The organism is Paludibacterium paludis (genome assembly GCF_018802605.1).
GTDB lineage: Bacteria > Pseudomonadota > Gammaproteobacteria > Burkholderiales > Chromobacteriaceae > Paludibacterium > Paludibacterium paludis.
Map to the genome: position 1 here is coordinate 1,313,559 of NZ_CP069161.1, position 24,141 is coordinate 1,337,699.

A 24,141-nucleotide genomic window follows, 5' to 3' on the forward strand; every position below is an offset into this window, starting at 1 on the left:
GTTTACCAGATGTCGGAATGGGGGATGGAGGCGCGCCGTGGTGAACGGATGGCATGAGTCCATGTCCGGTGTGCCGGCCGCGGAGTGGGATCGTTTGGCCGCGGGTCGGGCACTGGTGTCCAGCTCGTGGCTCGTCGCGCTGGAGGATACCGGCTGTGTCGGCGATCGGACCGGCTGGCAACCGATGCCGTTGACGGTCGGGCAGGATGGCATCGTGGCCGCCGCGCCGGCGTATATCAAACAGCACTCTTATGGCGAATACGTTTTTGACTGGGCTTGGGCCGAAGCATGGGAGCGGGCGGGAGGGCATTACTACCCGAAACTGGTGGTCGCCGTTCCATTCACTCCGGTTTGCGGTCCGCGGCTGATGGGCGATACGGCGCTCCGTGGCGGGGTGATTCATGCTCTTGAGCAACAGGTTGTCGACACGGGGCTGTCATCCGCTCATGTGCTGTTTCCCGGGCAAGACGAGGTTGGCGCGCTGGAGGAGGCCGGGTGGCTGATCCGGCATGGGGTGCAGTTCCACTGGATCCAGCGGGGCTACCGGGACTTTGGCGATTTTCTTGCTGTGCTCGATCGGGACAAACGCAAAAAGATCCGGCAGGAGCGGCGGCGCGTGGGCGAGGCCGGGATTACCATCCGCACCCTGGAAGGTAGTGAAATCGGCGCGGGGGACTGGCGTCTTTTCTACCAGTGTTATCGGCAAACCTACCTCGAGCGCCGCTCCACCCCGTATCTGTCCCTGGCGTTTTTCGAACAGGTGGGAGAGACCCTGGCCGACCACATGGTCATGTTCATCGCCAGCAAGGATGGCCGGGATATCGCCGCCAGTCTGTGTCTCCGTGACGGGGAACGGCTCTATGGCCGCTACTGGGGCGCTGTTGAATCCGTTCCATGTCTGCATTTCGAGATGTGTTACTACCAAGGAATCGAGTATGCAATAAAGCACGGACTGACATGTTTCGAGGGCGGGGCCCAGGGGGAGCACAAGCTGGCGCGGGGCTTCGATCCGGTCAGGACATACTCCGGGCATTATTTGCGGGATAGCCGTTTCCGATCAGCGGTTTATGCCTGGTTGCAAAGGGAACAATCCGGTATAGATCGGTATGTCGCCGAACTTTTTTCACATTCCGCTTATAAAAACGCTTGCCACGACCCATGACCGCATATATACTGCGCATCCTCTGACAACGAAAACGCAAACGCGACGGTGTCGGGAAAAACCCGGAGAGATGGATGAGTGGTTTAAGTCGCACGCCTGGAAAGCGTGTTCAGGGTAATACCCTGACGGGGGTTCGAATCCCCCTCTCTCCGCCAGAATTCTTAAAAAAGCCCTGACTCGTTCAGGGCTTTTTTATTTGGTGGCGTTTTGCAAGCGAATTCTCGCCCGTCATCCCACCTCCGGGGCTTGCCAGGCGTCGCCAGTGCCATTTATTCCCTTGCGGCGCACACGCTGGCCGTGGCATACCGTCGCCGCATCGAGTGCTCCGGTGTGCCGGCGCAGCAGAGGGGCGTGTCCACCCCTTTGCGGTTTCGAGTGCGCAGGCGCCGGACCGCTTTCCCTCACCGGGATTATCCCCCGCGCCACACTTTCCGGCCGATCACCCGGAACAGGTCCAACTGCTCGCCTTTGACCTCGATGTTCTCGAATTCGGGGTTTTCCGATTTGAGCAGCACGCCGCCGGCGATGCGCTGGATCGTCTTGATGTAGAACTGGTCATCTAGGCACACCGCGTAAATCTCCCCGTCGATGATGTCTTTCTGGGTGGTGTCGATCAGCACCGTGTCCCAGTCCTCCAGCTTGGGTTCCATCGACCGGCCTCTCACGTACAAGGCCTTGCAGTGCTCCGGCGTGATCCGTTTGTGCTGGAACCAGCGGGCGCGGAACGCCAGCGGGTCCTTCTGGTTGATGACCCACTGAATGTTGCCCAGGCCCGCGGAGAGATGGACATCGTATCTGTCCACCATGACGTATTGGTCGGGATTCAATTCGTCGAGCGAGTGATAGGGGCGGATCGAGGCGGCTTCCGGGGCCACCGGCAGCGGCGCGGTCGGCCAGTGTTCGATCGGCTCCTCGCCGCGCAATTGCGCCACCGTGATGCCATAGCGGTCGGCGATCGGCTTGAGGGTGGCGTGGCGCGGATCGCGGCTTTCGCCCCGCAGGATCCGGAAAATGGTCGGTTGCGGCACACGCGTGGCATCGGCCAGTCCGTTTTGCGTGTCACCGGCTTCCGTCATCAGGCGCTGAAGGATGTCTTTGAGTTCCATGATTCAAATTATACGCTAATGTATGATTTTTTGAAACCCGTTTACGTATTGTTTGTTATGCGTTTGTGTATTATTCTGTAGTGAGTGGGCCGGGCAAAAACCGGTTCATCTCAGCATTTGCGTAGATCACAAGGGGAAACGATGGAATTCACAACGGTGAGAGGTCTGGTGGGGTGGGCATTTCAAATGAGCGCCGCCGTGCCGGTCAGCGTGCAGACCTACCGGGAACGGGTCGGCTCCGTCATGCGGGAGTTGACGCCGGCCGAACAGAAAAACATGGCGATGGATATTCTCGCCAAGGTCGGGCGCCTCAAACCTCAGGAATACGCGGCGATCGCCGCTTACTTCACCCGTGATATCCGCGCGATCAATGAGGCGGCCAAGGCGCTGCCCGCCGGGTGGCCGACACCCTTGCGACGTGAACTGACTCGTGGCTGGGCCAACGACCAGATTCTGGAGCGGGACCAGAAAACCATGGCCGAAACCTATCTGCTGTCGGAGCCGAGCATGACGCGACGCAAGCAGCAGGCGTTCCGGTTGCTCGACGCCCATTTCGTCACCGGCCTGAATGTCCTGGAAGTTCAGGTGCAGGATTGTCTGTCGCGACCCGTCCGGCGCGATACGGCGGGAGGGCGAAGCGCCGTCGGTTCGATATGCTACGCGGCGTGACGCCGCCCCCTTCCTGTCTACCCATTCCCTCGGGGCCGGTTTGCCGGCCGGTCCCGCCTTGGAAATACGACTTCCTTTTTCTGTCCGACACGTCCCTCCATGATGGATGACGGCACTTTTCGCCACGAACCGTGAACCGGTTCACACGGTTTCGCGTTGTCCACGTCTTTCCATGCCCGGGTTCTGGCGGCGCCGCCGATGGGGGGGCGAATGCCAGAAATCATCGGACAGCATCTGTTGTATCGCCGCAATGGCAGCTTCACCTCCCTTGATCTTCCGTTGCCGGTCCGGATGCGAGCCATTTGCCACAATTCTTCTCTCCCGATTCCCTGCGACCCCTATCTCTTTATCTATTTTGGAGATGACACGATCCGTCCTTAGCCATGCGGGCTTTGGCCATGATCGAATGATGGCGTACCCCGTTTGTTCGGAAGGTGAGATTTTCGTGTTGTTGTTGCATGAAGCTCAGGGGGGCTTGCCATGTCCGGTGAAATTTTTTATACTGTTTGCAGCTACCCGAATTGCGTCCGCAGTTCGGGTTTTTTGTTTTCCGGGGGGATGCGGCGCATCGTTCGCGATTCGTCCCGAACAACCACCGGATCCCATGGACGGCCCCGTATCGCACGATGCGGGGCCGTTTGCATTGGTGCGTCCATGTTGGATTCCTTGCCGGGACATTTTCCATACGCCCGAAATCCGGGCATTTCTATTGGGAACAGATAATGCATTGCGAATACGCCAAAACTATTTGCGACGCTGTGTATCTGCGCGAAGGACAGCAAGTGCTCATGCCGACCGGGCGTGCCGCGACGGTCACGGCGTTGCGGCACGGGACGGTGCTGTTCCGTTACCTGGATACACAAAAGCACGATGAAGTCGAACTGACGCGGCAGCAGGTCTCCCGGCTGGTGGGCGTCGCTTGGCATCACGTCGACCGTCACCGCCTCAGGGCGGTGTTTCTTTATCCGGAACCGCCGGTTTCCGACTTGCCCGGCAAAGGAGCGCGTGCATGGCCGATCTGATGGATGTGCAGGATGCCCTTAAAACACTGGTGAACGGCGCGCTGTATCCGGCGGGACCGGCCGCCGTGTCGGCGGCGGGCATGCCGGTAACGATCGACATCGGCATGCCCGCCCAGGCTCAGCTGGATACCGACCTCGCCGCCCAGCGTTGTCATGTGGCGATTTTCTCGCTGGAGAACGAGCGCAACACCACGCGTTTCTCGAAAACCTGGCGCACCCTGAAACGCGCCGATATCACCGTGAAGGCCGAGGTGGCCGGGCTGACCATTTCGCTGTCCGGAAGCACCGCGACCGCGCACAACATCATGGTCATCGCCGACAACACGGCGCGCAGCGTGGCCATCAAACCGGGGGGACGCCTGGTCGACGCGGTCGCGGCGCTGGCCGCGCAGTTTCCCGGCGCGGCGGCAAGCGGCGCCTCGCTGACGCTGCCCGCGCCGACGCGCCGCGTTATCGCCCGGGTGGGCGGCTTCGATACCGTGTCGCGCGATCTTTGCCATATCGAAAAGGATTTTGCGGTCACGATCCTCGCCGCCAATCAGGACCAGAAGCGCGCGCTGGCCCGCCTGCTGATGCCGCGTCTGGTGGATACGCGTTTTTTGGTGATGCCCGACGGCTCCCGCCCGAAAATGCTCTACCGCCGCTCGCTGGACAGCGACGGAGCCCAGAATGGCGCGCCCAGCCGGCGCGATATCGTGATGACCGTGGAGTATGCCATCACTCAATTGGCCGAGGCCGCCCAAGTTCTGTCGGTGACCGAAACCCTGTCCCCGGGCGCAGGTCCGGTGGCGGCTTCCAAGGTGTTTTAAGACAAGAGCCGGCCAGCCATGGCCGTTTCCGCCCAAGCACAGTGTCTGGCGCCTGTCGCCGCCGGGCATGTTTTATCCCGCGACAACCCCGACAAACGGCCCGCCTTGAGCGGGCTTTGTCATTTCTGGAGACTGATGTATGCCCGTTTATCCCGTTGGACAACTCAATACCGCCGCCCTGCAGACTCCCGGCGTCTATATCCAGGTCATTCCGCCGAAGACCCGTGTCATCAACGGCGTGCCGACCGATATCTATGGCCAGGTCGGCGTTGCCTCCTGGGGGCCGGTGAATGCGCCGACGCTGGTCGGCAGTCCGACCGACGCTGTCGGCTTGTTCGGCACGCAGCAGGTGCGCAAGTACGATCTGGCCAGCGCCATTGCCGTCGGCATGCAGATCGGCGCGACCAACCAGCGTATCGTGCGCGTCACCGACGGCACCGATACCGCCGCGACCGCCAAACTGATGGATTCGGCCGCTTCGGCGGCGGTCGGCATGACCCTGACCGCGCAGTACACCGGCACGGTCGGCAATACCCTGACCGCCTCGCTGTCCGCCGGCACACGGCCCAACAGCTTCAAGCTGATGGTGCAGCGCCAGGGCTTCGCCCCGGAAATCTTCGATGGCATCACCGGCAGCGGTGCGGCCTTGTGGAGCAGTCTGGTCAGCGCCGTCAATAACGGCATTTCCAGCGTGCGCGGTCCGTCCACGCTGGTGACCGCCACTGTCGGCGCCTCGAGTGCGGCGCCGGCCCTGGGCGCTGTGGTCAACTTCGCCGGCGGCACCGACGGCGCGGCCGGAGTGAACGACGCATCGCTGATCGGTTCGGATGGCACGGTCCGCAAGGGGATGTACGCGTTGCGCGGCTCGGGCGTCCAGGTGATGAACCTCGTGGATCTGACCGACGCGACGCAATGGCCCAATATCGCGGCATTCTGCGCTGCCGAAGGCGTGTACGGCTTTACCCAGGGCGCGGCGGGTGCCAGCTGCCAGACCGTTTCCACCGCGCTGAACACCTCGGGGGTCGACTCTCCGTACCTGAAGGTGCTGGTTGGTGACTGGATTTACTGGCAGGACACCGTCAATGGCCAGAACCGCATGATGGCCCCGGCGTCCTTCCTCGCCGCCCGCTGCGCGGCGCTCGCGCCGCACATGTCGACGCTGAACAAGCCGATCGGCAACGCCACCGGTACGCAACGCGTCGCCCAGAACCAGCCCTACAGCGGCGCCGAAATCGGTTCCGTGGTGGGCGCGCGCCTGGATGTGGTCGGCAATCCGTCGCCGGGCGGCAACTACTATGCGGGCCAGACCGGCCGCAACACCTCGTCGGATCCGACCCGCAACGGCGACAACTACACGCGGATGACCAACTTCATCGCGCTGACGCTCGCCGGCGCGTTCGGTTACGCGATCGGCCAGAACCAGACGCCGGACCTGCGCCGCGAGGTCAAGAGCGCGATCGAGACCTTCCTGTTGAATCTGCAGCGCCAGAACATGATCGGCGATGTCAACGGCGGTCCGTCCTTCTCGGTGAAGCTCGACAAGGAAAACAACCCGGACGATCGTGTCGCGCTGGGTTACATGCAGGCCGATGTTCAAGTGAAGTACCTGTCGGTGATCTTCTATTTCATCGTCAACCTGGAGGCCGGTCAGTCCGTCACCGTGCAGGTCGCCAACAACCCACGCTAACCGTCAACCGACGCACCAGGGGGCATCGCCCCCTTTTTTATTGATTTCCTACGTTTTCAGGAGAGTGTTATGCCTATCGGCGAATTTTCCACCGGACGCGACGTGTCCCTCGACTTCATTACTCCGACCGGTCCGCTGCGCCTTGCCGGCCTGAAGAACTTCAGCTCCAAGCAGGATCTGACCGACAAGAAGATCAAGCTGATCAACGGCCGTACCGTCCACCAGCGTTTCTTCGACGGCTGGTCCGGAGCCTTCGAGGCCGAGCGGGCGGATTCGACGCTGGATGATTACTTTTGCGCGCTGGAAGACAACTACTTCTCCGGCAACCCGGAGAACCCCATCACCATTACCGAAACCGTCAATGAACCGGACGGCAGCATCAGCCAGTACCGTTTCGAGGGCGTGCTCCTCAAACTGGACGACGCCGGCGCCTGGAAGGCCGACGAAACCGTTCCCCAGAAAGTCAGCTTCGTGGCCGAGCGCCGCAGAAAGGTGGCCTGATCATGGCCAAAGTCACCGTAAAACACTCCGCGGCTCAGGCCGCCGCACCGGCCGCCAGTCTGCAGGCGCGCCTTGACCGCACGGTCGAGGTGACCGACGCGCTGGGCCGCACCCTGACTCTCAAGAAACCCGGCGTGCTCGATCAGTTGCACCTGATCGAAACGCTGGGCGCGACGGCCAAGAACGATATGTATCTGAACATCGTGGTGCCGATCCTGTATGTGGTGGCCATCGACGGCGACACGGTCTACAAGCCCGCGAGCAAGCGGGAGCTCGAAGCGATTGTCCAGCGTCTGGACGAGGACGGCTTGCAGGCCGTCGCCAAGGGGGTGGAAGAGCACTTCGCCGCTCCGGCCGGTGAGGCCGGGTTCAAGGAGGCGTTGGGAAACTGATTCGCTCCGGGCCGCTTCGCGAATGCCTCTGGCTGGTAAAGAACGGCGTGCCGTTCGATATCGCTTTTTCCCTGGAGGAGGTGGAGCGGGCGGCCTGGGGCATCATTTTTTCCGAGTTCAGGGGCAATACGTTCGATCTGCAGCGCATGGAGTTCGAACGCCATGACTGAGGCGACGCCTGCGCGGGGCGGGCGGGGGAGCGCCCGTCCGCTCCGCGGCAAGATGGCGCGCCGGGTCATGGATTGATCAGGAAAGACATTATGAGCGATTCAATCACGGCCGCGGGCGGGATCGACGGGCTCGATTCGATGAATCTGAGCCTGTTGACGCTGACCGACCTGCTGGGCATGGCCGAGGCGTCCGCTTACCGGCTGGCCGGGCGGTTGCGCAGCGTCGGCGAACTGATGCAGCTGGGCGAGCGGCTGATCGGCACCGGGCATGGTGTGCTCGGGCTGTTTCAGAGCGCCTCGCGGGAGCTGCATCACCTGGGGCGGGAGGCCGAGCACCTCAAGGCCATCCGTCTTGGCGATGCGATGACACAGGAAGCCGGTCGCCTGGCGCGCGGTGTGACCGAGTTCAGCGTCAGCGCGAACCTGTCGCTGTCGCTGGTGGCCTCGGCGGTGGCGACGTTGTCCGGCAAGGTGACCGCCTCCTTGCGCACGGCGCCGGCCATCGAGCGCGCCGCGCGCCAGGCGCCACAAGACAGTGCCGGGCGGTCCCCGTCGCCCCCTGGCGGCGCGCCGGCCGCCGGACATGGCGCTTCGGGCTCCGTGCCCGCCGGTTCGTCCGGACCGTTTCTGCGCGGTATGGTCGCCCTCGGCATGGCGATGGACCGGTTCGGTGACCGCCTGATCGGGCTGGGCGGACGCGTCTCGGAGGCGGGAGGCAAGGTGGTGGCGTTCGGCGAGCGCACCGTCGCCTTCGGCCGGGACATCGTCGCGGCCGGCGCCAGGGTCTCGGCATTCGGCGACCGGGTGGCGGGCGTTGGCCGCCGTACCATCGAGATCGGCAACGGCGTCGATACGGCCGGGCAACGGATCTTCGCGTTCGGCCAGCGCGCGCAGGCGGCCGGCGGCCGTATTGTCGATGCCGGCGAGCGGATGCAGTCCTTCGGCAAGGAGACCTCTGTGCTGGGCGGCCGGCTGTCCGGTCTTGGCGCGTCGCTGCAGGGGTGCGGTGGCCGAACCGGGCAATTCGGACAGTTCCTGAGTCAGCTTGGCGGCAACCTGTCGACCTCCGGCGATCGCATCGCCCGATTGGGGCAGAGCGCGGTCACGCTGGGCTCGCAGGTGATCGAAGGCGCCAGCCAGGTGATGAAGCTGGGCGTCCGGGTGAGCGAAGCCGGCAAGCAGATCGTTTCGCTTGGTGGCCACGTGCTGGAGGCCGGGGGCAAGATCGCCGGCGCGGGCCGGAAGATCGGCGAGGTGGGCGGGCGTGTTATCGGATTTGGCCAATCGGTCATCCAGTCCGGCAAGGGTATCGAGAACTTTGGCGGCCGGATCGCCGAGATGGGCAAGGACGTCAAGAAGGCCGGCGGCCAGGTGGTCGACTACGCCGGCAAGCTCGGCTCCATGGCCGGTCAGGTGCGGCAATCCTTCCTGCCCGCCCTCAAGGAGTCGATCGGCATGGCCGGCCGGCTGGCCAGTTCGGGATTGTCTTCGCTGCTGGGTGGGGTGACCAAGGGGTTCAACCTGGCCACCTCCGGCGTCAAGCTCTTGGGCGGCGGCGTGCAGGTATTCGGCCGGGCGCTCCTGCTCAACCCGATCGGTCTGGCCATCGCCGCGATCGCCGCGGCGGTGTATCTGTTGTGGAGCAACTGGAGCACGATCGGCCCGAAAATCAAGGCGATCTGGACCGATATCTGCGATGGCGTGATGTCGGCGTTCAACAAGATCAGGAGCCTGTTCGGTTTTGGCGACAGTACCCCGGCCAAACGGCCGCAGGTCACGCCGCCGGCCGTGTCGCCGTCGACCCAGGTGCACACCGCGATTCATCTGGACAGCCGCAAGATCGCCGAATCGGTCTCCAAACACCAGGCACGGGAAATGGGCAAACCGGCCGCCGCGGCAAGCGGTTTCAATCCGCGGCTTGGCATGCCCGTGCCCAGCATGAGGTAACGACTATGGCTTTTTCTGTTTCATCGCTGGGCGAGGGCGTGGCGGGCTTGACCCGCAAGCTTGAATCGTTTGCCGGCGAGCATGACGAGCAAGAGGGGGTCGCCGCCGACGGCGATGTGCTGGGCGCCACCCGCCTGAGGCTTGGCGACATTGAGTTCACCGGCCTGGAATTGCCCGAGCAGATCGGCATCCACCTGCAGCAGCGGCTGGTCAGCCACGATCTGGTGGGAGGAGCGCGCATCGTCGACACGCTGGGCGCGTTTTACGAGCCGGTGGAGTGGTCGGGCACGCTGGACGGGCCCGGCGCCGTGGCGCGCGACGAGGCGCTCAGGGCGCTGGCGGCGGACGCCGGGACGCACATGCTCAATTGGGATGTGTACAGCTTCCGGGTGGTCGTCGCCGGCTATACCTCCAAATACCTGAACCATGCCCATATCGACTACACGATCCGCTGCATGGTGCTGGAGGTGCCGACGGCTTCCGCTGAGGAGACGGCTCCCGATGTCGCCGATCAAGTGAACGAAGCGGTCGACAATGCCGGAGCCCAGGCCGAAGAGCTGGGCGACCCGCGCATCATGGAGGCGGTCACGGCCGTCAAGGACGCGATCAACACCGTGCACGATGTGGCCACGGCCGCCGTGACGCAGGTTCAAGGGGTTGTCAGCAAGCTGGTGAGCGCGCAACAGGCCGTCGCCCAGAAGATTGCCGTCATCGAAGAAGGGGTGAGCAAAGTCGTCACCCTGGGCGGGCTCGCGCCGGGCAATCCGGTGGCGCGCGCCGCGCAGGACATGATGGGCCGGGTCGACGCCTGGGTGAAGCTGCCGGCGCTTTACCGCCTGCAGGACTCTCTGGGCGACGCCAGGAAAGCGCTGGAAACCCTGCCGGCCTTCGCCGCGTCGGTCGAAGCGGCGGGCAAGACGGTCTCGAAAGCGGAGGGCCGACTTGAAAACGGCGTGCGCTCGGTGGTGCGGGCCGCCGGCGACCTGTATGACATCGCGGCGCGCGAGCTGGGCAATGTCGCGCACTGGCCGGTGATCGCCGAGGCCAACCATCTGGACGATCCGGTGCTGCCCGAGGGCATCAACGTCATCCGGATTCCGCCCAGGCCCTCGGCCAATGCGCTGATTCCCGATAACCCCGCTTACCGGTTGCCATCATGACTCGACTCAACGACAACGCCGTTCATTCCATCGCCCGCCCGGTCCGCGGGCGATGTTATTTGAACGACAGGGAAATGACCGGCTGGATCGCCATGGAGGTCGACAACAACGCCTTCCTGAGCGCCGACACCTTCCGCGTGGTGTTCGCCCGCGCGAGCCTGCCGGAGGGCTACGACATCGACTGGTTTTCCCGGCAGACGGTGTTCCGCGTGGAAGTCCAGTTCGATGACGGCACGGGGCTGCGCTCGTTCGCGCTGGGCAATGCCGACACGCTGGTGTACGACCCGGTGGCCGGCACCCTGACTCTGGAGGGACGAGATCTGACCTCGCTGCTGGCGGATACCAAGATCTCGCGCAAGTGGCAGAACCTGACCGCGTCGCAGATCGCCGCGGAAATCGCGCGCGCCCATGATCTCACACCCCGTGTGGCGGAGACGCGGACCCGGGCGGGCAGCTACTACCAGATCGACCACGTCCAGCTGCAGGACGAGATGAGCGAATGGGATCTGTTGACCTACCTCGCCCGGCGCGAGGAGTTCGCCTGCTTCGTCAGCGGCCGGGAGCTGCATTTCGCGCCGATGCCCGCGCCGGGCGGCGCCGATGTTTACCGCATCGACTGGTCGGACGCGCAATCCGGGCCGGTCTGCGCGGTGCGAACCCTGGCCTTCGAGCGCGCGCTCTCGGTGTCACGCGGTATCGAAGTGTCGGTCTCCAGTTTCAACGTCAAGCAAAAGAACGGTTTCACCGTGACGCATCCGGAGCCGAAGGGCAAGAAGGACGGCGCCGGCGGGGGCGCGAGCCAGTACCGTTTCACGTATCCCAATCTGACGCGCGATGCCGCCCGCCGCAAGGCCGTGGCCCTGTACGACGAAATCGCGCGCCATGAAATGAAACTGGAAGCGACGCTGCCGGGCGACAACCTGTTGATGCCCGACGTGCTGATCGAAGTGGCCGGCACCGCCAGCGATTTCGATCAGACCTACTACGTGGACAGCATCCGCCGCTCGCTGGACGTGGAGGGCGGTTATCTCATGTCGGTGAGCGCCAAGAACCGCAACCCGGCGACGGAAGGAGGACAAGCATGATTGCGCAGTGGCAGAACCAGATCGCGGCGCGGGCGCGCCAGGCCGACGATTCGGCGCGAACGCGCCTGGGCGTGATCAGCGCCTACGACCCGGCCCAGTTCGCGGTCAAGGTCAGGATCGAGCCGGGCAAGGTGGAAACCGGCTGGATTCCGCTCGGCTCCCCGTGGGTCGGCAACGGCTGGGGGGCGTTTTTCGCGCCGGCGCTGGGCGAGACCGTCGAGGTCGAGTTCCAGGAAGGGAGCGTGGATGCCGGCATGGCGTCCATGCGGTTTTTCAACGATGTCGACCGCCCGTTGTCCGTGCCGGCCGGGGAGGGCTGGCTCGTCCACCAGTCGGGCAGCGCCCTGAAGTTCCATGGCGACGGACGTGTCGAGGTGATCGCCGCCGCGGACCTGAGCGTTGCCGTTGCCGGCAATCTGAGCGCGACCGTGAGCGGCGCCGCGACCCTCAAGGCGTCGTCCGTGAAGGTGGACGCGCCGAACAGCGAATTCACCGGCAATGTGACCATCGGCGGCGCGTTGAGCCAGGGCGGCGGACAGGGCGGCAACGCCACGTTCGGCGGTTCGGTCACCGCCAGCGGCGATGTCCGGGGCGGCGGCATCAGCCTTGCGCGTCACGTCCATCCGGACGCGCACGGCGGCACCACGGGAGGCCCGCAGTGAAGGATCTTCATCATTACGTCGGCAGCGATCTGTCGATCTCGGCGACCGGCGATCTGTTGCCGGTTACCGGTCCCGAGAAAGGCCGGCAGCGCATCCTGCGCCGCCTGGTGACCAATCCCGGCGATTACCGGGCGCATCCGGAGTACGGCGCGGGGCTTGGCTGTTTTGTCGGCGACAACCTCGATGTGCCGCGCATCCGCGCCATCGTGGCGCGCCAGATCCTTCTGGAGAGTGCGGTGGCGCGCGATCCGCGTCCGCAAGTGGTGGTCGAGCCGATCCAGGACGGCGTGTCGGTGACCGTTCGCTACCGTGACGCGCCAACCGGCCAGATGCAGTCTCTGGCCTTCAATCTGAACAGGTGACATATGGCTTTCAATATCAAGACATGGCCGCAGCTGGTCAGCGACCAGGTGACGGCGATCCAGGCGCGCGCGGCGGGACTGGTCGACACCACGATCGGTTCGCTGATGCGCGCGCTGGCCGAGAGCAACGCCAGCGTGGTGCAGTGGTTGCAGCAGCTGGTGCTGCAGCTTTTGGCGCGTACCCGGGCGTCGACCTCGTCCGGCGAGGATCTGGACAGCTGGCTGGCGGACTTCGGCTTTGCGCGCCTGCCGGCCGTCGAGGCACGCGGCTTCGTGACCTTCGCCCGCTTCACGCCCAATCTGCCGGCACTGATCCCGGCGGGCGCCACGGTGGAGACGGCGGACGGCAGTCAGTCCTATGTGGTGGTGCCCGATGCCTCGAACCCGGCCTGGAGCGCCGAGCGCAACGGCTACGCCTTGCCGGCCGGCGCGCGCGAGATCGCGTTGCCGGTGGTGGCGCGGCGGCCCGGGGAGAAGGGCAATGCGCTCTCGGGAATGGTGACACAGATCACCGGCGCGATTCCGGGCGTCGATACCTGCGTCAACGCCGCCGCGATGGCGGGCGGACGCAACGCCGAATCGGACGACGCGGTCCGCGCGCGCTTCGTGGCCTGGGTGGCGAGCCTGTCCAAGGCCACCCGGGCGGCGGTGGAGTACGCCGTGTTGTCCATGGCGCAGGGCATGAGCTGCGTGGTGGTGGAGAACCGGCGCTACGACGGTGTGGCGCAGCCGGGGTTTTTCTATGTGGTGGTGGATGACGGCACCGGCAGCCCCACCGCCACGACCCTGTCGTCGGCCTATAACGCCATCGATCTGGTCCGGCCGTTCACCTCGACCTTCGCGGTGTTCAAACCCGCGCGGCTGTCCGCCTCGATCCGGCTGGCGATCCGCACCGACGGTTCGGTCGATCACAACGATGCCTGCAATCTGGTGCGCCAGGCCATCATCGACTACGTGAACCGCTTGAAACTCGGGCAGTCGCTGCCCTGGTCGATGATCGCGAGTCTTGCCTACGCCGCGAGCCCGGCCATCACCAACGTGACCGATCTCACGCTCAACGGCGGAACGGCCGATCTGATCGCATCGGGACAACAGGTGATCAAGACCACGGATGTGGGGGTGATCTGATGAAAGGCGATGTGAAGGATTTTGTCAGGCGGCTGGCCACCCAGCTGCCGCCCTGGTTCGGCGACGACAATCCGGTGCGCGACGCGGTGCTCGAAGGACTCGCCACGGCGCATGCCTGGTTCTTTTCGTTTTACCTCTACGTGCGCGCCCAGACCCGGCTGCTGAGCATGGCGGATTCCGCGCTCGATCTTTTCGCGCTGGATTTCTTCGGCGAGGCGTTCCGGCGCGGCGCCGGCCAGTCGGACAGCAGTTTTCGCAACCGGATCCGCATCAACCTGTTTCGCGAGCGGGGCACGCGCCGCGCGGTCGAGGACGTGCTGCTGGAGCTGACCGGCCGCGCACCGGTGGTCATCGAACCGGCGCGCATGTCCGACTGCGGCGCGGTCGGCGTGAACCTGGCGCTGGGCGCGGCGGGCTATGTGGGGTCGCTCACCCTGCCGTTCCAGGCCTTCGTCACCGCCTTCAGGCCGCGCGGCAACGGCGCCGCGGGTTACCCCGGCGTGGCCAGCAACCCGTTCGGACTCGGCATCAACGCCATCGTGGCGCCGGAAAGCGTCATGCGCCCGAGCGTCAGCGACGCGGACATCCTCGCCGCGATCAACGCCGTGAAACCGGCCGGCACGCTCGTCTGGGCGCGCATCAGTCACTGAATCACACAACAGGAGCACGCAATGCGTCGTGAAACGATTTACCCCGGCCAGATCCTGCCGGAAACCACGCTGCTCAACATGGGCCGCGACACCCTCGCCGGCATGGGCCGGCTGATGCAGGACATCTTCGGCGGCGGCCCGGCCGTGGCGGGCTTCGCCTGCACGCCGACCGCCCCGGCGAGCCTGCAGGTGAACATCGCTCCGGGCAGCATCTACACCCTGCAACCCCTGGAAGCGACCGCCTGGTCGACGATGGGCGCCGATACCGGCCACACCACCGTCAAACAGGGCCTCCAGCCGGAGATCACCGCCCTGACCATCACCCCGCCGGCGGTGGTGGGCATGGCCATCAACTACTTGGTTCAGGTCGCCTACCAGGATCAGGACATCAACCCGATGGTGCTGCCGTACTACAACAGCCAGAACCCGAACCAGCCCTTCACCGGCCAGGGCAACAACGGACAAAGCCAGGCCACCGCGCGGGACGGCGTGGCCGTGGTGTCGCTCAAAGCCGGCATCGCCGCCGCCAGCGGCAGCCAGCAGACTCCGGCGCCGGACAGCGGCAATGTCGGGTTGTGGGTGATCACGGTGCTGAACGGGCAAACCACGGTGACCAACCAAAACATCGCCCCGTACCCGAACGTGCCGTACCTCAACCCGAACATGCTGGGCACGACGCCGACCCTGCTGCAAACTCCGCCCCAGTTCGACAAGTCGACCCGGGTGGCGACGACGGAGTTTGTGCAGCGGGCGCTGGGGAACTTTCAGTCAGGCGTTGAATTCTACGAGTCAACGACACTTAGCGCATCCGATACCGGTAAGTGGATTAATTTGGCCAGTGCAACGCCGTTTACTGTCACCATGCCATCCTTGGCCTCAGTGCCTGAGGGCGCTGCATTTCTGATCCATTCCGACTCCACACCAATAACACATACATTGGTGGCCACCGGGAATGATAGATTTGTCGCCGCTGGCGTTAAGTATTCGACATTACCCCTTGGGCAAGGTGAGTTTCTGATTGTGACCAAAGCAGCGACGGTTTGGCGGACAGCCGGTACTGCCGTACTGAAGAACGAGGCGCAATTCCGCGCGTCCTTCATCGGAAATGGCTGGCAAAAGTTGCCGAGTGGTTTGATTATTCAGTGGGGGCAGATTCTCGTCATTACAGCAAATACCCAAACACAATTTAAATTTCCACTGACGTTCCCTAATGCCACTCTTGCGCTCTATTCTTCCGCCATCAACAGTGGAACCACGGTTGTTAGCACGGATGGGTGTTGGTTCGATACGGCAATAGGTAGTGTAGTTGCGTCAGGACCAAATATTACAGTTAATTGGTTAGCCATCGGGTATTAAGGAGAAACCATGTATTTTAGCCAATCAACTGGCGGATTTTATGACGAGTCTGTTCACTGTAACCTGATGCCTCCCGACTCCGTCGAATTAACAGACAAACACTATCGGTCACTGCTGGATGGTCAATCGGTTGGAAAGCAGATTGTGGCTGTAGCGGATGGCAAACCGGTGTTGGTCGATCCTCCAGAACCGACTACCAATCAGTTGGCGGTTCAAGCTCGAATTCAACGTGATGGCCTTGTCAGTTCGAGCGATTGGATTGTCGCCCGTCATCGTGACCAACTCGATGCCGGGAGCAAAACCAGTTTGCCCGCATCTCAGTACACGGAGTTGATCCAGTATCGCCAGATGCTACGCGATGTGCCGGCACAGAAGGGATTCCCCTCTTCGATCAATTGGCCCACGTCCCCCGCTTGGCTGAAAACCCTGACTCAGTCGTAACCGGGTCGAATAACCTCGAAGCTGGATTGAACTATTTGCATGATTGTGACGAGACCGCACCGAGCGGTCTTTTTTATTTTGGGAGCACGCAATGCGTCGTGAAACGATTTATCCCGGTCAGATCCTGCCGGAAACCACGCTGCTCAATATGGGGCGCGACACCATGGTCGGCATGGGCCGGTTGATGCAGGACATCTTCGGTGGCGGTCCGGCCGTGGCAGGCTTCGCCTGCACGCCGACCGCGCCGGCGAGCCTGCAGGTGAACATAGCACCGGGCAACATCTACACTCTGCAGCCTCTGGAAGCCACTCCCTGGTCGAGTCTTGGTGCCGATACCAGCCGCACAGTGGTGAAGCAGGGGATTTTGCAGGATGGAACCTCCTTGACGATCACCCCGCCCACCGCAGCTGGGCAAGCCATTAACTATCTGGTTCAGGTTGTCTACCAAGACCAGGATATCAACCCGACCGTTTTGCCGTACTACAACAGCCTGAATCCGAATCAGCCTTTTACCGGTCAGGATAACAACGGACAAAGCCAAGCCACCGCGCGTGACGGCGTGGCCGTGGTGTCGCTCAAGGCCGGCATCGCCGCCGCCAGCGGCAGCCAGCAGACTCCGGCGCCGGACAGCGGCAACGTCGGGTTGTGGGTGATCACGGTGCTGAACGGGCAAACCACGGTGACCAACCAAAACATCACCCCGTACCCGAACGTGCCGTACCTCAACCCGAACATGCTGGGCACGACACCGACTCTGCTGCAAACCCCGCCCCAGTTCGACAAGTCCACCCGGGTGGCGACGACGGAGTTTGTGCAGCGGTCGCTGGGATGTGTACGCGGTGAGCGAGTGATCTCGGGGTCGGTTGCGCTATCGGCAGATGATGTTGGCGCGATGATTATCGGTGCTGCCAGTTCTAATTGCGTCGTAACGTTACCACCTGCATCGGTTGCAGCTGGTGCGCAGGTCCACTTTTTTAACCGCAGCTCGACTTCTGTTGTTTCGGTGCAACCATCGTTGGCCGACATTATAGACACCTCGGCAGGTAATTTCCCGATTTTGCTCGCACGGGGTGACTCGGCTATTTTTGAGTCGAACGGCTCTGGAACGTGGCGGCTTTCAGGCGGTAGCGCATCGCTACGGTCTGCAACAGATTTTGCATCAAGTACCTACCCCGGCAACGGTTGGCAGCGGTTGCCGAGCGGGTTGATCATTCAGTGGGGCACAGTAAATATGGCGAATGGCACGTCAGGGCCCCTGTTGTTCCCCATGGCGTTCCCGAGCATGGTTTTAATGCTAACGACCGGACCTAATGGATGGGGGTCATTCACTTATGGATGGAGCAATCTAACCCAGGCCGGATTCACCATGCTTAGTTGGATTTCTTCCACTGGCACCCCTGTGTCAGGCCCGTCTTCTGGATCATTTTTTGCCATTGGGAGATAGAATTTTGTTCTATTCGAAGTCTAGCGGTTTTTATAGCCGCCAACTCCACTGTGCGGCAATTCCCTCCGACGCCGTTGAACTGACCGATGCCCAGTACCGGGCTCTCTTGGACGGCCAGGCGGCCGGGAAACGGATCGTCGCCGGGGCGGACGGCAAACCGGTTTTGGCCGATCCGCCGGCACCGACCGCCGATCAGCTCGCCGTGCAGGCACGCGCCCGGCGCGATGCTCTGGTGGGTTCGACCGACTGGGTGATCGCACGGCATCGCGATCAGGTCGAGACCGGCGTCAAAACCAGTCTCTCCGGCGCGCAGTACACCGAGCTGATGCAGTACCGCCAGGCGCTGCGCGACGTGCCGGCGCAGAAGGGCTTTCCTTCTTCGATTGCATGGCCCGCACCCCCTTCGTGGCTTGCCGCTCTGCCCCAATCCTGACCCGCCTTGTGCGGGTCGTTCTCTTTCTGGAGGTCTGTATGCACATCGTGATTCGCGATGCGGTGCGTCTCACCCTGTTGTTGCTGGGCGGGCTCACGCTGGTCGCTCTGGCGGACGGGCATCTGGCGTTGTTCGGTTTGCCCCCCGCCGCGGGCGCGCCGATCGAGTTCGCCGGCTGCGCGCTCTTCGCCACCGCCATGGCCCACCTGATCCGCCGGCTGCTGTTTCACCGGCTGGATCTGCAGCATTTCGCCCTGCGCGCCTTCGAGCATCCGGTCGGAGCGGGGCTTGTGGTGCTGGGGCTGTGCATGGTGATCCAAGCACTGATGCCGATTCTCACCGTGATGCTGACGAAAGGGTAGGCCATGCGCAGGATCATCATCGGCTGGCTGATGGTCCTGCCGGCCCTGGCCGGCGGACTGCCGCCCAATGCCGTGAAGTACTTGCCCCTCCTGGCCCGCGACGCGGCGGTGGTGTTGCCCGAAGTGCGTCCGCGCTCGGTGTTCGCCGGGCAGATCGAGCAGGAAACCTGCCCGAGTCTTGCCAGCGCCAAGTGCTGGAATCCGCACGCAGAACTTGCCACCGATCGGGAGTACGGTTTCGGACTCGGGCAATTGACCGTCACCCGCCGCTTCGACAACTTCGCGGACGTTAAAACCCGCGACCGGAGTCTTGCCGGCTGGGCGTGGTCTGACCGGTTCGACCCCATGCGCCAGATCCGCGCCATGCTGGTGATGGACCGCGAGTGCCGGCGTCATGCCGTGGGCGCCGCGGGGGACGACGCCACCGCCATGATGCTCGCCTGCTACAACGGGGGCGGCGGCGGGCTGCGCGCCGACCGGGCGCTGTGCCGCAACACACCGGGCTGCGATCCGGCGCGCTGGTGGGGGCATGTGGAAAAAACCAGCAACAAAAGCCGCAAGAAGTGGAAGGGATATGGCAAATCCGCTTTCGAGGTCAACAGGGAGTACCCGCACAACATCATCCGTGTGCGGGCTCCTCGCTACCGGCCATACCTGGATGAGGGGGGATGATGGACAGACACTGTGAATGCACGGAGGTGGTGACGATGCCGCGCGAGGAGTTTCGGGAGTTGCTGGAGGAGGCGGCGCGCCAGGGCGCGGAAAAGGCCCTGATCGAAGCCGGGGTGTCGGATGCCGTGAAGCTGGCGCGCCGCGTCGATGGTATCAGCGATGCCTTCTGGCGCGCCTTCATCGGGCTTTTGGTGGTCGGCCTCGGTACGGCGCTGTGGCAGGGCATGAAGGCCGTGGCGACACTCAAGACCGGAGGCAGCTGACCATGAGGGTTCTCATTGTGCTGATCGCGGGGCTGGCCATCGGGTCGGCCCTGTTTTTTTGGGGACGCCACGAGGCGCGGACCGAGCTGGCGGCAAAAACCGCCATGGCCGCCGCCCGCGCCCGCGAGCGGGAACGGGCCGACGCGCAAGCGTTCGGTGTGATTGACCGGGAGCTGACTCATGCATGGAAAACACAACTCGATGAAAAAAATCGCACCATCGATGATTTGCGCTCTGGCGCTCTCAAGCTGCGCCGCCGTCTCGCCGCCCGTGTGCCCGACGCCCCGGCCGGTGCCGGACAGCGTGATGCGAGCGCGGCCGGCGGACTTCTCCCTGAAGATGCGGCGTTTCTTGTTCGGCTCGCCGCCGACGCCGATCGCAATACCGAACAGCTCGCCGCCTGCCAGCGGCTTCTGAGCGCCGAGCGCGCCGGGCCCGAATAGCGCCGGATGTCGCCCCTTCTGACCTGGGTCATGGCTTGCCGCCCGGGGTACGGGCGTATACTGGCCAGGTGGCGGGCCCTCGATGCCGGAGGTTCGCGAATGATCTGGAGGACAGCGAATCATGGCATGGCAACAATTCGATCGGGGGTGGCGACTCGCGGCGCGGGACGGGGAGGCCAACTCGCTGGTGATCCTGCTTCACGGGGCGGGCGGCGAGAGCCGGGACCTGCTGCCGTTGGCCGAGGCCTGGCGCGATGCGCTGCCGCATACCGCCTTTGTCTCGTTCGACGGAGGTGAAACGTTCGGCGGCCGGCGCGGGGGCCGGGTATGGTACGGCCTTGGCGGTATCGATACCGCCAGCCGCCGCGCGCGCGTGGCCGCGGCCTATCCGGGACTGCACGCGCTGATCGACCGGGAAATGGCGTACTGGAAGGCGCTTCCCGCCCGGGTTGCCCTGGCGGGGTTTTCTCAGGGGGCCATCATGGCCTTGCACCATGTCGTCAGCGATCCGGTGGGCGTGGCCGGTGTCGTGGGGTACTCGGGACGGCTGGCATCGGCGGTATCGGCCTATAATCCGGCCAAAGTGACGCTGATCCATGGGTTGGGTGACACCGTGATCCCGTTTCAGGAGACCGTGAGCGCCGCCAAAACCCTGCACGACTCGGGCTTTCGCGCCGAACACGTGTTGCTGCCCGGCGTGGCGCACGGCATTTCTTCCGAAGGCGTCGAGCTCGGCCGCGATGCCTTGACCCGTCTTTTTGCCTGATTAGTCCTGAAACCGGTCCGCGCACACCCGGTCGCGGCCCTCCTGCTTGGCCTGATACAACAGCGCGTCGGCCCGGGCAAGCAGTGCCGTGGCGTCCTCGTCGGCGCGCCGTTCGGCCACGCCGAAACTCGCCGTCATCCGGATCGGTCCTCCGGACAGTTCGATCGCTTCGGCCGCCACCGCCTGACGCAGGCGTTCCGCCAGCGCGCGTGCGCCGAACAGGGGCGTCTCCTGAAGCACGATGACGAACTCCTCGCCGCCAAAGCGGGCGATCCAGTCCAGATCCGCGCGCAGCTCCCGCTGCAGGCAACGGGCCACCTGCGCGAGCACCAGATCGCCGGCGACATGCCCGTGATTGTCGTTGACCGACTTGAAATGATCGATGTCGCAGAACACCACGGACAGCGGCAGATGGTTGCACTCGCTGCGTTCGACCTCCCGCGGATAACGCTCGTCGAACAGATGCCGGTTAAAGCAGCCGGTCAAGGGGTCGGTGATCGAAATCTCGTGGATCGCCTCCATGGCCATTTTCAGTTCCAGGGTGCGTTCCGCGACCCGCTGGTCAAGATCGCGGATGTGGCGGTTCAGTCCGGCCTGCAGCTTGCCGAAACCCTCGGCCACCAGATCGATTTCATCCCGCCGGCGGCCGGTCGGCCGGCCCAGCCGAAGAGGGCGCGTGAGCGTTTCCGGGCGCAAATCCGTCACGAAGCCGGCGATCTGGTGCATGGGTTTTTGCAAATCACGGCGCAATATCAGAGCGATCATCGCGCAGATCAGAATGGCGAGCAGCAGATAGCCGAGCAGGGTGGGCAACAGCCCGGCCACCACGTCCGAATAAAACGCCTCGCTATCCGGCCAGATGTCCAGCGTGCCGATCGATCCGCCATTTTTGTACGGGTAGGGAATCGTAAAATGCTGCCCGTCGCCTCCGGCCTGCATCTGCGGCTTTCCCGCCTCGAATACCTGCCCGGTCTTCACCTCCAGCCGCACATAGCCGATCTGCCGGCGCTCGGCGATGGCCTTGACTTGGCGGCGCACGGACTCGGGCTCGATGTCCCACAGGCTGACGGAGAGCAGGGGAACGCTGGTGTTGGCGATATCGTGCAGCGACTGCGCAAAATACTCGCGTTCGGCGCGGTAGGCCAGGAACGCTTGCAGTGCGGCCATGATGCAGGCGCAGGCCGTGACGAGCAGGATGGTCTTGCGGATCAGCGCGGCGGCGAGGGGGCGGTAGGCGTTGGACGGCATCGCAGGTCACCCGTGTCCGTCAAGGAGTTGCCGCAGGCCGAACGCATAGTGGCGCCGTTTCGGATTGAGCACCCGGCTAAAGCGCCGGAAGTCGACACGCGAAAAGTCGCCCTGCCCGAAACGGGCGAGGTAACGTTCGGCGTCCGCCGCGGAAAACACCATGAACATCGGCCTTTCCAGTTCCAGCCCCTCGTCCCGGAAGTCCTTGCCATGCGCGTAGTCGTAGAGCATCACCAGCGACCACGCCCCGGCCAGGAAATGCCCGCCGGCCAGCGCGGCGAGTTGTCCCTGTGTAACCGCCCGCATGGCCTCATCCGACGTGTTCACCGCCGAAAAAAAACCGTCCTTGCCAGGCGTTCCTCCCCGGTTCTTCCAGCTTTTCATGGCGCCGAAGGCCATCATGTCATTGCCGGCCCACACCAGGCGCGCCCGCGGGTAGCGCCGGTACAGCCAGTCACTTTTTTCCGCGGCCTTGTCGCGCTTCCAGTCGGCATAGACTTCCTGTTCGAGCGTCACGTCGCCCGCCTCGACAACCGCCCGGCGCATGCCCCGGTTGCGGCTGACCGAAGTGGGCGTGGAGCGGTCGCCGCCAATGGCCAGAAGATGCAGCCGGCCGTCGATGGCCGCGGCGTGCCCCGCGCGCGCCTGGGCGAACAGGGCTTTGGCGGTCAAATAGCCGGCGGCCTCCGAATCCGGCTCGAGCGAACCTAGCCAGTCGGGGTAACGCTCCCGCGGACGGCCCGTCAGTATCCGGTCGGCCGGCGCGTCGATGCCGCTATAGGCGAGAAAGGTCTTGATGCCGCTGCCGTCGAAAGCGCGCAGCAACTCCGGCGCGGTGCCGTAATCGTTGGTCAGCACCACGTATTCGGGACGGCGGGAAGGCGGGCGGGCAATAATGTTCCGGGCGATTTCGCGGGTGCGCACGTGATCGCGTTCGGCGTAGATCACTTCCAGCGATACGCCGAGGCTGGCCGCCGCGGATTTCATGGCCCGGGATGCCGCGACCCAGAACGCTTCATCGGACCGCCCGGGGTTGATGAACAGCACCGACTGGGCGAACAGTGGCAGCGACATGGCCATCAGCCATAGCGCACAGGCAAAGCGGCATGATATGGCCATGGAGAATTTCGCGGCGCGTCTCGCTGTCATGTCGAACTATAAAAATATGTTACATGATTTCATCGATAGAGCCTACGCAATAACCATGCTCTTTAGCGCAGCCAGACCGCAACCCCGCCATGATGGGAACAGGTGCCCCGGCGGTGCCGGCTGTAACTGTCGCTGCCATCGCGGCATCGCGCCGTGGGGATATCGGTCCGGGTGGCGACGGCATGGGAACCGTCGCGGTGGCGATGCGCGCCATGACCCCGGGCCTCGGTGGCGGCAGGCAGGGCAAGCGTGGCGGCGACCACAAGGACGGTCAGTACCGGCGCGAGGTTCATTGGCTTCTCCATTCAAAACGGCGTGTGATCGGGAAAGTGTGCCATGAGTCAATGAAATAAGCATGAGAATAACCGGCGTTGTTCACAACTAAAGCATAGCCGGTGGGGAAATTTGTTTGTCATTGGATGGTGCCGGGCCGGGGCTTCGGGGTAAGCTCATCGCCGGACGTTCCGACAGCCGGCGGGCGCGGAACGGCACAATGACAAAGGAGGAAACATGAAAATCACTAAAATCCATCACGTGGCATACCGCTGCAAGGACGCCATGGAGACCGTCAAGTGGTACGGCAAGTATCTGGACATGGATTTCGTGCTGGCGATCGCCGAAGACGAGGTTCCGTCCACCCGGGAGCCGGATCCGTACATGCATGTCTTTCTCGATGCCGGTGGCGGCAATATTCTGGCGTTTTTCGAATTGCCGACCCGGCCGCCGATGGGGCATGACCCGAATACCCCGCGCTGGACCCAGCACATCGCTTTCGAGGTGGATTCCGTCGAAACGCTGCTCTCGACCAAGGCGAAGCTCGAGGCGGATGGCATCGAGGTGGTCGGACCGACCGACCATACCTTGTTCACCTCGATTTATTTTTTCGATCCCAATGGCCACCGGCTGGAGTTGGCCGCCAATACCGCCACGCCGAGAATGTATGAAAAACTCGACGAAGTGAAGTGGGCCATGCTGGAGGAATGGTCGCGCACCCGGCGCGCACCCCGGCACGCAAGCTGGATGCATGATGGACGCGGGCATCCTGGATGAAT

General features: G+C 63.7%; 29 protein-coding genes and 1 tRNA gene. 26 read left to right on the plus strand and 4 right to left on the minus strand.

The features are described from left to right. The first annotated feature begins 40 nt into the window (after window positions 1-40). Together JNO50_RS06010 and JNO50_RS06015 are read left to right on the plus strand one after the other, a co-directional pair. Window positions 41-1,162, plus strand: coding sequence for a GNAT family N-acetyltransferase (locus JNO50_RS06010; protein ID WP_244976381.1), 1,122 nt, complete (start codon window positions 41-43; stop codon window positions 1,160-1,162). A 64-nt stretch (window positions 1,163-1,226) separates the two neighbouring features. Continuing rightward, window positions 1,227-1,317, plus strand: a tRNA-Ser gene (locus JNO50_RS06015). 255 nt (window positions 1,318-1,572) lie between these two features. Here the strand turns inward: JNO50_RS06015 and JNO50_RS06020 are convergent. Continuing rightward, window positions 1,573-2,268, minus strand: coding sequence for an XRE family transcriptional regulator (locus JNO50_RS06020; protein ID WP_189531292.1), 696 nt, complete (start codon window positions 2,266-2,268; stop codon window positions 1,573-1,575). A 141-nt stretch (window positions 2,269-2,409) separates the two neighbouring features. Here JNO50_RS06020 and JNO50_RS06025 point away from each other — a divergent pair, with 141 nt between their 5' ends. From JNO50_RS06025 to JNO50_RS06130, 23 genes are all read left to right on the plus strand, one after another. Beyond that, window positions 2,410-2,937 carry a hypothetical protein gene (locus tag JNO50_RS06025; RefSeq protein WP_189531290.1) on the plus strand — a complete coding sequence of 176 codons (528 nt, stop codon included), beginning with the start codon at window positions 2,410-2,412 and terminating at the stop codon, window positions 2,935-2,937. A gap of 722 nt (window positions 2,938-3,659) precedes the next feature. After that, window positions 3,660-3,959 (plus strand): hypothetical protein, encoded by a 300-nt coding sequence (locus JNO50_RS06030; RefSeq protein WP_189531287.1) that lies wholly within the window; start codon window positions 3,660-3,662, stop codon window positions 3,957-3,959. Continuing rightward, window positions 3,947-4,768 (plus strand): hypothetical protein, encoded by an 822-nt coding sequence (locus JNO50_RS06035; RefSeq protein ID WP_189531285.1) that lies wholly within the window; start codon window positions 3,947-3,949, stop codon window positions 4,766-4,768. Before JNO50_RS06030 ends, JNO50_RS06035 begins: the two co-directional genes overlap by 13 nt. Before the next feature lie 139 nt (window positions 4,769-4,907). Next, complete coding sequence (locus tag JNO50_RS06040) at window positions 4,908-6,455, plus strand: phage tail sheath protein (RefSeq protein WP_189531284.1); 1,548 nt, start codon at window positions 4,908-4,910, stop codon at window positions 6,453-6,455. Between the two features lie 69 nt (window positions 6,456-6,524). Beyond that, the gene (locus JNO50_RS06045) at window positions 6,525-6,956 is read left to right on the plus strand and encodes a hypothetical protein (RefSeq protein ID WP_189531282.1); all 432 of its coding nucleotides are present in this window, start codon (window positions 6,525-6,527) and stop codon (window positions 6,954-6,956) included. A 2-nt stretch (window positions 6,957-6,958) separates the two neighbouring features. Further along, a complete protein-coding gene (locus JNO50_RS06050; protein ID WP_189531279.1) occupies window positions 6,959-7,348 on the plus strand; it encodes a hypothetical protein in 390 nt (129 codons plus the stop codon). A gap of 47 nt (window positions 7,349-7,395) precedes the next feature. Continuing rightward, window positions 7,396-7,518: a hypothetical protein gene (locus JNO50_RS19125; RefSeq protein ID WP_268248139.1), complete on the plus strand. Its 123-nt coding sequence runs from the start codon at window positions 7,396-7,398 to the stop codon at window positions 7,516-7,518. Between the two features lie 90 nt (window positions 7,519-7,608). Beyond that, entirely contained in the window at window positions 7,609-9,465 is a 1,857-nt protein-coding gene (locus JNO50_RS06055) for a hypothetical protein (protein ID WP_189531277.1), read from the plus strand. Between the two features lie 5 nt (window positions 9,466-9,470). Next, window positions 9,471-10,625: a LysM peptidoglycan-binding domain-containing protein gene (locus JNO50_RS06060; protein ID WP_189531275.1), complete on the plus strand. Its 1,155-nt coding sequence runs from the start codon at window positions 9,471-9,473 to the stop codon at window positions 10,623-10,625. Continuing rightward, complete coding sequence (locus JNO50_RS06065) at window positions 10,622-11,710, plus strand: phage late control D family protein (protein WP_189531274.1); 1,089 nt, start codon at window positions 10,622-10,624, stop codon at window positions 11,708-11,710. Before JNO50_RS06060 ends, JNO50_RS06065 begins: the two co-directional genes overlap by 4 nt. Continuing rightward, complete coding sequence (locus JNO50_RS06070) at window positions 11,707-12,372, plus strand: phage baseplate assembly protein V (RefSeq protein WP_189531271.1); 666 nt, start codon at window positions 11,707-11,709, stop codon at window positions 12,370-12,372. The genes JNO50_RS06065 and JNO50_RS06070 overlap by 4 nt, the downstream gene beginning before the upstream one ends. Then, window positions 12,369-12,734, plus strand: a complete 366-nt coding sequence (locus JNO50_RS06075) for a phage tail protein (protein WP_189531269.1) — start codon at window positions 12,369-12,371, stop codon at window positions 12,732-12,734. Before JNO50_RS06070 ends, JNO50_RS06075 begins: the two co-directional genes overlap by 4 nt. Before the next feature lie 3 nt (window positions 12,735-12,737). After that, window positions 12,738-13,862: a baseplate J/gp47 family protein gene (locus JNO50_RS06080; RefSeq protein WP_189531267.1), complete on the plus strand. Its 1,125-nt coding sequence runs from the start codon at window positions 12,738-12,740 to the stop codon at window positions 13,860-13,862. Beyond that, window positions 13,862-14,512 (plus strand): hypothetical protein, encoded by a 651-nt coding sequence (locus JNO50_RS06085; protein WP_189531264.1) that lies wholly within the window; start codon window positions 13,862-13,864, stop codon window positions 14,510-14,512. The genes JNO50_RS06080 and JNO50_RS06085 overlap by 1 nt, the downstream gene beginning before the upstream one ends. Window positions 14,513-14,533: 21 nt before the next feature. Next, window positions 14,534-15,868, plus strand: a complete 1,335-nt coding sequence (locus tag JNO50_RS06090; RefSeq protein WP_189531262.1) for a gp53-like domain-containing protein — start codon at window positions 14,534-14,536, stop codon at window positions 15,866-15,868. A 9-nt stretch (window positions 15,869-15,877) separates the two neighbouring features. Next, on the plus strand, window positions 15,878-16,309 hold the full coding sequence (locus tag JNO50_RS06095; protein ID WP_189531260.1) for a phage tail assembly chaperone: 432 nt from the start codon (window positions 15,878-15,880) through the stop codon (window positions 16,307-16,309). 91 nt (window positions 16,310-16,400) lie between these two features. Next, window positions 16,401-17,753, plus strand: a complete 1,353-nt coding sequence (locus JNO50_RS06100; RefSeq protein WP_189531258.1) for a gp53-like domain-containing protein — start codon at window positions 16,401-16,403, stop codon at window positions 17,751-17,753. A gap of 4 nt (window positions 17,754-17,757) precedes the next feature. Next, complete coding sequence (locus JNO50_RS06105; RefSeq protein WP_189531256.1) at window positions 17,758-18,186, plus strand: phage tail assembly chaperone; 429 nt, start codon at window positions 17,758-17,760, stop codon at window positions 18,184-18,186. Window positions 18,187-18,224: 38 nt separating this feature from the next. Further along, window positions 18,225-18,548 carry a hypothetical protein gene (locus tag JNO50_RS06110; RefSeq protein WP_189531253.1) on the plus strand — a complete coding sequence of 108 codons (324 nt, stop codon included), beginning with the start codon at window positions 18,225-18,227 and terminating at the stop codon, window positions 18,546-18,548. A 3-nt stretch (window positions 18,549-18,551) separates the two neighbouring features. Continuing rightward, window positions 18,552-19,220 (plus strand): transglycosylase SLT domain-containing protein, encoded by a 669-nt coding sequence (locus JNO50_RS06115; protein ID WP_189531252.1) that lies wholly within the window; start codon window positions 18,552-18,554, stop codon window positions 19,218-19,220. After that, on the plus strand, window positions 19,217-19,483 hold the full coding sequence (locus JNO50_RS06120) for a hypothetical protein (RefSeq protein WP_189531251.1): 267 nt from the start codon (window positions 19,217-19,219) through the stop codon (window positions 19,481-19,483). Before JNO50_RS06115 ends, JNO50_RS06120 begins: the two co-directional genes overlap by 4 nt. Before the next feature lie 2 nt (window positions 19,484-19,485). Next, on the plus strand, window positions 19,486-19,926 hold the full coding sequence (locus JNO50_RS06125; RefSeq protein WP_189531249.1) for a lysis system i-spanin subunit Rz: 441 nt from the start codon (window positions 19,486-19,488) through the stop codon (window positions 19,924-19,926). A 121-nt stretch (window positions 19,927-20,047) separates the two neighbouring features. Then, on the plus strand, window positions 20,048-20,692 hold the full coding sequence (locus JNO50_RS06130; RefSeq protein ID WP_189531247.1) for an alpha/beta hydrolase: 645 nt from the start codon (window positions 20,048-20,050) through the stop codon (window positions 20,690-20,692). Here the strand turns inward: JNO50_RS06130 and JNO50_RS06135 are convergent, their stop codons facing one another. The 3 genes from JNO50_RS06135 to JNO50_RS06145 form a co-directional block, all read right to left on the minus strand. Continuing rightward, window positions 20,693-21,940, minus strand: coding sequence for a GGDEF domain-containing protein (locus JNO50_RS06135; protein WP_189531245.1), 1,248 nt, complete (start codon window positions 21,938-21,940; stop codon window positions 20,693-20,695). Window positions 21,941-21,946: 6 nt separating this feature from the next. Beyond that, window positions 21,947-23,059 (minus strand): ABC transporter substrate-binding protein, encoded by a 1,113-nt coding sequence (locus JNO50_RS06140; protein WP_189531239.1) that lies wholly within the window; start codon window positions 23,057-23,059, stop codon window positions 21,947-21,949. 92 nt (window positions 23,060-23,151) lie between these two features. Then, window positions 23,152-23,382: a DUF3761 domain-containing protein gene (locus JNO50_RS06145; protein WP_215796509.1), complete on the minus strand. Its 231-nt coding sequence runs from the start codon at window positions 23,380-23,382 to the stop codon at window positions 23,152-23,154. A gap of 217 nt (window positions 23,383-23,599) precedes the next feature. On the opposite strand from JNO50_RS06145, the gene JNO50_RS06150 reads away from it, so the two are divergent. Continuing rightward, window positions 23,600-24,139: a VOC family protein gene (locus JNO50_RS06150; RefSeq protein ID WP_189531235.1), complete on the plus strand. Its 540-nt coding sequence runs from the start codon at window positions 23,600-23,602 to the stop codon at window positions 24,137-24,139. Window positions 24,140-24,141: the final 2 nt, after the last annotated feature.

Bases quoted from the DNA above. Each gene is read 5' to 3' on its own strand.
- JNO50_RS06055 (WP_189531277.1), top strand. From the start codon at position 7,609: ATGAGCGATTCAATCACGGCCGCGGGCGGGATCGACGGGCTCGATTCG.
- JNO50_RS06035 (WP_189531285.1), top strand. From the start codon at position 3,947: ATGGCCGATCTGATGGATGTGCAGGATGCCCTTAAAACACTGGTGAAC.
- JNO50_RS06085 (WP_189531264.1), top strand. From the start codon at position 13,862: ATGAAAGGCGATGTGAAGGATTTTGTCAGGCGGCTGGCCACCCAGCTG.
- JNO50_RS06135 (WP_189531245.1), bottom strand. From the start codon at position 21,940: ATGCCGTCCAACGCCTACCGCCCCCTCGCCGCCGCGCTGATCCGCAAG.
- JNO50_RS06140 (WP_189531239.1), bottom strand. From the start codon at position 23,059: ATGGCCATATCATGCCGCTTTGCCTGTGCGCTATGGCTGATGGCCATG.
- JNO50_RS06020 (WP_189531292.1), bottom strand. From the start codon at position 2,268: ATGGAACTCAAAGACATCCTTCAGCGCCTGATGACGGAAGCCGGTGAC.
- JNO50_RS06050 (WP_189531279.1), top strand. From the start codon at position 6,959: ATGGCCAAAGTCACCGTAAAACACTCCGCGGCTCAGGCCGCCGCACCG.
- JNO50_RS06045 (WP_189531282.1), top strand. From the start codon at position 6,525: ATGCCTATCGGCGAATTTTCCACCGGACGCGACGTGTCCCTCGACTTC.
- JNO50_RS06145 (WP_215796509.1), bottom strand. From the start codon at position 23,382: ATGAACCTCGCGCCGGTACTGACCGTCCTTGTGGTCGCCGCCACGCTT.
- JNO50_RS06065 (WP_189531274.1), top strand. From the start codon at position 10,622: ATGACTCGACTCAACGACAACGCCGTTCATTCCATCGCCCGCCCGGTC.
- JNO50_RS06120 (WP_189531251.1), top strand. From the start codon at position 19,217: ATGATGGACAGACACTGTGAATGCACGGAGGTGGTGACGATGCCGCGC.
- JNO50_RS06090 (WP_189531262.1), top strand. From the start codon at position 14,534: ATGCGTCGTGAAACGATTTACCCCGGCCAGATCCTGCCGGAAACCACG.
- JNO50_RS06095 (WP_189531260.1), top strand. From the start codon at position 15,878: ATGTATTTTAGCCAATCAACTGGCGGATTTTATGACGAGTCTGTTCAC.
- JNO50_RS06100 (WP_189531258.1), top strand. From the start codon at position 16,401: ATGCGTCGTGAAACGATTTATCCCGGTCAGATCCTGCCGGAAACCACG.
- JNO50_RS06070 (WP_189531271.1), top strand. From the start codon at position 11,707: ATGATTGCGCAGTGGCAGAACCAGATCGCGGCGCGGGCGCGCCAGGCC.
- JNO50_RS06130 (WP_189531247.1), top strand. From the start codon at position 20,048: ATGGCATGGCAACAATTCGATCGGGGGTGGCGACTCGCGGCGCGGGAC.
- JNO50_RS06110 (WP_189531253.1), top strand. From the start codon at position 18,225: ATGCACATCGTGATTCGCGATGCGGTGCGTCTCACCCTGTTGTTGCTG.
- JNO50_RS06080 (WP_189531267.1), top strand. From the start codon at position 12,738: ATGGCTTTCAATATCAAGACATGGCCGCAGCTGGTCAGCGACCAGGTG.
- JNO50_RS06150 (WP_189531235.1), top strand. From the start codon at position 23,600: ATGAAAATCACTAAAATCCATCACGTGGCATACCGCTGCAAGGACGCC.
- JNO50_RS06115 (WP_189531252.1), top strand. From the start codon at position 18,552: ATGCGCAGGATCATCATCGGCTGGCTGATGGTCCTGCCGGCCCTGGCC.
- JNO50_RS06040 (WP_189531284.1), top strand. From the start codon at position 4,908: ATGCCCGTTTATCCCGTTGGACAACTCAATACCGCCGCCCTGCAGACT.
- JNO50_RS06025 (WP_189531290.1), top strand. From the start codon at position 2,410: ATGGAATTCACAACGGTGAGAGGTCTGGTGGGGTGGGCATTTCAAATG.
- JNO50_RS06125 (WP_189531249.1), top strand. From the start codon at position 19,486: ATGAGGGTTCTCATTGTGCTGATCGCGGGGCTGGCCATCGGGTCGGCC.
- JNO50_RS06030 (WP_189531287.1), top strand. From the start codon at position 3,660: ATGCATTGCGAATACGCCAAAACTATTTGCGACGCTGTGTATCTGCGC.
- JNO50_RS06060 (WP_189531275.1), top strand. From the start codon at position 9,471: ATGGCTTTTTCTGTTTCATCGCTGGGCGAGGGCGTGGCGGGCTTGACC.